Genomic DNA, 1437 nt, shown 5'->3' with positions numbered 1-1437 from the left:
ATAGAAGGCATCAACCGACCAACGCCCTCGATCGGCAACTCGCCCGCCCGGACTGCCGCGATGAAGGCGCCCCACGAGGAGTCGGGGAAGACGAGTGCCGGGCCGTGCGGGTCCTTGGAGTCACGCACCGGAACGAGGCCGGGGAATCCGGGCGCCACCTCGATGCAGTCCCCGCCGTCGTCCCCGCTGTAGCTGCTCTTCCGCCAGATCAACACAGCCAACTCCTTGGGGAGTTCTATGCGGGAAGGTCGCCCGTACGGACGGCCGCAACGAAGGCTTCCCAGGCAGCGGCCGGGAAAACGAGGGCCGGGCCCTGCGGGTCCTTGGAGTCACGCACCGGAACGAGGCCGGGGAATCCGGGGGCTACCTCGATGCAGTCGCCGCCGTTGTTGCCGCTGTAGCTGCTCTTCCGCCAGGCGGTCACGGCGAGCTCGTTGCTCATCATCTTTGAAACCCTCCAGCGCATCGACGATCAGCCGACGCGAGTCGCTCTCTGACAGGCATTCGCCACGGAGCTGGTCGAACCGATGGTGATGCTTGGTCACACTGGCGGGATCCTCATTGAGATGCCCCCGATCGAGGCTCTCCGAGTAGACCAAGCGCTGCCCATCCGGCAGCTCCAGCAACACCATAGCCGTGTTGATCAGAGCCTGCCGACTTGAGAACAGCGCTACATGGATGACGATGTTCGGGAGCTGGGCCACCCGCAACAGGTGCTCCATCTGGCTTCTCATCACGCCAGGCCCTCCGATAACCGTCCGGATGGCGCTCTCATCGAGAATGACGACCAGCAGCGGCCCATTGGGCGCCAGAAATCGACTCTGTCGACTGAGTCGAGCATTGGTCAGCTCTTCGATCTCCTCCGGATTGCCAGCTGCATCGCCAGTGGCGAAGAGCGCTCGCGCGTACTGCGGGCACTGCAACAGCCCGTGCACCACGCCATCCTGGTACACCCGAACCCCGACCGAGATGGCCTCCAGGTCCACGTGATCCCGGAACCAGTCCGGGTGCTCGATCGACGCATTCCAGTCGACCCGCCCGTACAGCCGCATGAGCAGGTCACCGGTGTTCAGCAGTTGCCCGAGCTCCTCGACCTCCTCGACCGAGGGCCTCCGCTGCCCGCTCTCCGTCCGCGAGATCACCGTCCGGTCGAGGTGGAGCAGCTTGCCCAGCTCCTCCTGGGTAAGGCATGCCAACTCGCGCGCATAGCGGACCTCTTCGCCGAACATGATCGCGGAGCTCGCCGTCGGTCCGCGCTTGATCTTCCGGTGTGCCATCACTGCTCCCAGCTGTGCGTCACGTGCTCAACACGTGGATCTGGGCGTCACCGTACTCCCACGGGCCGATCATTGATACCGGAACGCAATCATCTGCATGCGCAGTGTGATTGCGTGCGCTCTTGTCGCACTCCCCCCTCCGCCCCTTCCGAGGTCCCCC

General features: G+C 64.7%; 3 protein-coding genes. All 3 read right to left on the bottom strand.

Features of this window, described 5'->3' with window-relative positions:
* Nucleotides 1-215 (bottom strand): DUF397 domain-containing protein (locus tag ACIQOV_RS41305; RefSeq protein WP_401056274.1); only part of this gene is annotated, 215 nt, incomplete at its 3' end.
* Between the two features lie 20 nt (nt 216-235).
* Entirely contained in the window at nt 236-373 is a 138-nt protein-coding gene (locus tag ACIQOV_RS41300) for a DUF397 domain-containing protein (protein ID WP_401056276.1), read from the bottom strand.
* A complete protein-coding gene (locus ACIQOV_RS41295; protein ID WP_401056272.1) occupies nt 330-1277 on the bottom strand; it encodes a Scr1 family TA system antitoxin-like transcriptional regulator in 948 nt (315 codons plus the stop codon). The genes ACIQOV_RS41300 and ACIQOV_RS41295 overlap by 44 nt, the downstream gene beginning before the upstream one ends.
* Nucleotides 1278-1437 lie beyond the last annotated feature (160 nt).

The sequence above is a fragment of the Kitasatospora sp. NPDC091257 genome (assembly GCF_044757675.1).
In the GTDB taxonomy this organism is placed as follows: Bacteria; Actinomycetota; Actinomycetes; order Streptomycetales; family Streptomycetaceae; genus Kitasatospora; species Kitasatospora lactacystinica.
This window is presented reverse-complemented; position numbering and strand designations above follow the sequence as displayed.